The organism is Oceanobacter mangrovi, from assembly GCF_019740315.1.
Lineage (GTDB): Bacteria > Pseudomonadota > Gammaproteobacteria > Pseudomonadales > Oceanobacteraceae > Oceanobacter > Oceanobacter mangrovi.
This window is the reverse complement of record NZ_JAHXZR010000022.1, coordinates 1-3,158: the sequence shown is the minus strand read 5'-3', so window position 1 is coordinate 3,158 and position 3,158 is coordinate 1. Positions and strand designations below refer to the sequence as shown.

Genomic DNA, 3,158 nt, shown 5'->3' with positions numbered 1-3,158 from the left:
CAACGGCTTCATCCTTAAATTCTTGTGGGTACTGTTTGTAACTGCGTTTCTGACTCATGGTTGGCACCTCTGGCTGAGAAGAGTTTATCTCTTCTTGAGGTGTCCGGGTTATTCAACCAGAACAGACAATATGGCTTCTACTTCCTCTGGCCAGAACACCTGAAGTTTCCAAGCAAGATGGAATTGATTTGGTCGGCCTTTAAAAAGTAACGATCTTGACATTCAACAGATTGAAAATTGATAATTTTGCATCTGTCACTGTAAGATGATTTTGGAAAAGGACAATTCATTCTGGCATGTAGAATTGTGCTTCAATCATGATTTTTGATTGCGTTATCTATGGAGAGACTGATGAAGAAATTATTTTTATTTGGGATTCTAGTTTCCAACTTTGCTGAAGCGGCTGATCCTTTTACGAGTGTATTTTCTGAAACGACCACGAAATTGACTGAGGGTTTGTCGCCTCAAGAAGTAAAAGGTGAGTTTAAGTTTTTCAAATTTGGGGAGACTGATTCTATTTTTGGTGGTTTATCAGTCAGCAAATCAGGGGATTCTCAATCGATAAAAATCAATGCTGTAAATTATTACATTTGGTTCGGTGGGGATAAAAAACTACCATTTCAGCTTTATTATAGCGATGAAGCAGCCAGTGATGGCGGAGATGAAAATCAAGATGAGGTAAATACTGAGAAGTTTATCGACCCAGAATCAGGCGTTGCTATAAAATTCCCCTTGTTATGGACTTATCAGAGTTCTGGCGATGGATTTTGTGCTTTTCTTTCAGATACAAACTCCATTGGGCATTGTTCGCTTGGAGGTGATATCACTTTGAGCTTTAAAGATTTCACTGATACAGATGGTAATTCTGATACTGCTTTTGGACAAACTGTTAGAGTTGGAGCTGCTGTACTTTTTCCAATTATTTCCGATGAATCGAGTGAAACTTCTGGGTATCTTTCCGCGTCTGCAAAAATCGTATACTCCCATGTAAATATCGATAACCCTACTCAGCTTTTCTCCCCTGTTTTGGATGCCAATGGGGAGGCTGTGGATTTCGACAAGTCAATACTATCAAGCGAAGTTGAGATTAAGTGGGCTTTTGATAATAAGATTGCAATCTCTGGGAGATGGTTGAAGCCTTTCGACAATAAAGATTACTTCGACGATTTGTTTAAAATAGGGTTGGAAACAAACTTCTAAAAAATCTTGCTTGCATATATTTACTAAATAAAGCCCCCGTTGAGGGGCGTTATTGATTATCTTCGTCATAACGTCCTTGTTGTGTTGCCCAAGTCTTCCATTGCCTGGCAACACGTCTCGAAATTAACCGGCCGTTGGCGGTGTCTGGGATCTCTGTTGCTCCCACTTCGTCATCGGACTGATTTGGCCTGCTGCTGGTAATTCTTTCCCTGAAGCGAGCCAATAAGCGTACTCCGGCCAAACTTCTCCCAATGCCTGGATTTCTGCAGCGAGCATTTTCGCGTTTCCATCCCGCACGTTAGACCAGCGTTTTTTTTCTATTCCAGTTGCCTGTTCTAGCCAGGGCATTTTCACGTCTTCGATTCGAATCAATAGCTTGAATCTATCTAGTGGTGTTTCCATATCAAAAAAATCAACCGACTAAATACTAGGCATTAATTGCTTAGAATATAGTTAATAGACTAGTATATAGGTAATGACGTTGCAGCGCCTTTATTACCAAACCCAACCAGCAGCCTACCACGAACTGCCGCTAACCCGGCAGCGTGGAAAGGCAAGGGGCCACCAAAATGCCATACGCCACCGTTCACCCGCCCATCCCGGTTCAAGCCGAACTGGTACCACCACTCCCCTGTGATGCCCTTAACGAGTATCGCGCCTGCTTCCGGGACGACTCCGTCCTGTTGCCAGAACTGGCCGTCCGTTACCTGATCTGGCAGATCACTGCCGAAGTCGACCCCAAGGAAATGAAAGCCTTCGCTTTCATGATCCGCACCGAACTGAACGAACAGCGCATGCAGCGGTTTTTGGCTGCCTCCTGAATCCATCATAGACCGGCTCCACACCCCGCGCCGGGCTCAAGACCACCCTAGGGGTCACAAGAGGAACACCACCATGCAATTCATCATGCCTGCCCTGGTACTGGGGGCTAACCACTACCACATTGACGGCGTTGACCACGTATCGCTTTCCGTCATGGAAGCTGATCCGTCAGACAACAGCCTCAAGGGTTACCGTCCGGCCAAGCTGAAAGCCAACCTCACTGTATTTCAGGAACTCACCGACCAACTGAGTGACTTCCCCAAAAAAGTGAACCTGGTTGTTCAAAACCGGGTATCCAAAAACACCATTCAACAGAGCTGCATCGCCATTGCCAAGGATGACAACGGCAGCAGCACTGAGTCGCGCAGTAAAGCTGCCACCGCACCCAAAGCCAGCTGATTAGGGTACCGCTATGCAATACCTCGTCTGTGAATCCAACGACCTGACGATCAGCAACAGCGGTAACCCCCAGTGTTCGACCTGGGTGGCTTACACCACCCCGGCGAATGACGTACAGCCCGATCAGCTTGCGCTGGCGTTCGGTGCTGGATTCGCGATTTTGGTGCCCATCTATGCCGGTTTGGTGGGCGTCAAACTCGCAAAGCGCGCTCTTTTTTCATAACCCCTGAAGGAGAAAGACTATGGACTATACCGCCATCATCGCTGCGGCTGACATGGGTACCGCCATGACTGCCATTGCCGCCATCGCTGCCGCTGTTTTCGTGGCCAGCGTGGCTGTGAAAGGCATCTCGCTGGCTAAGAAAGCCCTCTGGACTTCCTGATCCAGCACCACCTGCAACACCGAAGGGCGGGCAACCGCCCTTTTCCCTAACCCGATTTCAACTCTCAGCCCATCCACCGAAAGGACGCATCCCATGGCCGAATTCTATTACTTCGCGATGTTTGTCATGGGCATGGTCGTTTGCCGTGATCTGTTCTGGAGCGCGTCGTGAACGCCTGGTCTTTCCTGTCCCTGATATGCCTGCTGGTGTTGGGGTTATGGGCTCCCGTGGCCAGTGCTACATCCCTCGGTGAACAGTGTCCGTTTGGTTATCGCAATACCCTGACAAACACCGAAAAGCTGACAACCGCTGAAAATTGCCCCAGCTATTCCGGCGTTCAAACTATTATTTCCA

The 3,158-nt window shown here is 47.6% G+C and carries 7 protein-coding genes; 6 read left to right on the top strand and 1 reads right to left on the bottom strand.

Annotation, left to right across the window (positions count from 1 at the left end):
• Positions 1 to 351: 351 nt before the first annotated feature.
• A complete protein-coding gene (locus tag K6123_RS23020) occupies positions 352 to 1,200 on the top strand; it encodes a hypothetical protein (protein WP_221801966.1) in 849 nt (282 codons plus the stop codon).
• Positions 1,201 to 1,323: 123 nt separating this feature from the next.
• Here the strand turns inward: K6123_RS23020 and K6123_RS23015 are convergent, their stop codons facing one another.
• Positions 1,324 to 1,602, bottom strand: coding sequence for a hypothetical protein (locus tag K6123_RS23015; protein ID WP_221801965.1), 279 nt, complete (start codon positions 1,600 to 1,602; stop codon positions 1,324 to 1,326).
• Positions 1,603 to 1,769: 167 nt separating this feature from the next.
• On the opposite strand from K6123_RS23015, the gene K6123_RS23010 reads away from it, so the two are divergent.
• From K6123_RS23010 to K6123_RS22990, 5 genes are all read left to right on the top strand, one after another.
• The gene (locus K6123_RS23010; protein WP_221801963.1) at positions 1,770 to 2,021 is read left to right on the top strand and encodes a hypothetical protein; all 252 of its coding nucleotides are present in this window, start codon (positions 1,770 to 1,772) and stop codon (positions 2,019 to 2,021) included.
• Between the two features lie 73 nt (positions 2,022 to 2,094).
• Complete coding sequence (locus K6123_RS23005) at positions 2,095 to 2,421, top strand: hypothetical protein (RefSeq protein ID WP_221801961.1); 327 nt, start codon at positions 2,095 to 2,097, stop codon at positions 2,419 to 2,421.
• A gap of 13 nt (positions 2,422 to 2,434) precedes the next feature.
• Positions 2,435 to 2,644 carry a hypothetical protein gene (locus K6123_RS23000; protein ID WP_221801959.1) on the top strand — a complete coding sequence of 70 codons (210 nt, stop codon included), beginning with the start codon at positions 2,435 to 2,437 and terminating at the stop codon, positions 2,642 to 2,644.
• 19 nt (positions 2,645 to 2,663) lie between these two features.
• A complete protein-coding gene (locus K6123_RS22995; RefSeq protein ID WP_221801957.1) occupies positions 2,664 to 2,804 on the top strand; it encodes a hypothetical protein in 141 nt (46 codons plus the stop codon).
• Positions 2,805 to 2,971: 167 nt separating this feature from the next.
• The coding region (locus K6123_RS22990; RefSeq protein ID WP_221801955.1) for a hypothetical protein at positions 2,972 to 3,158 on the top strand (187 nt) is incomplete at its 3' end.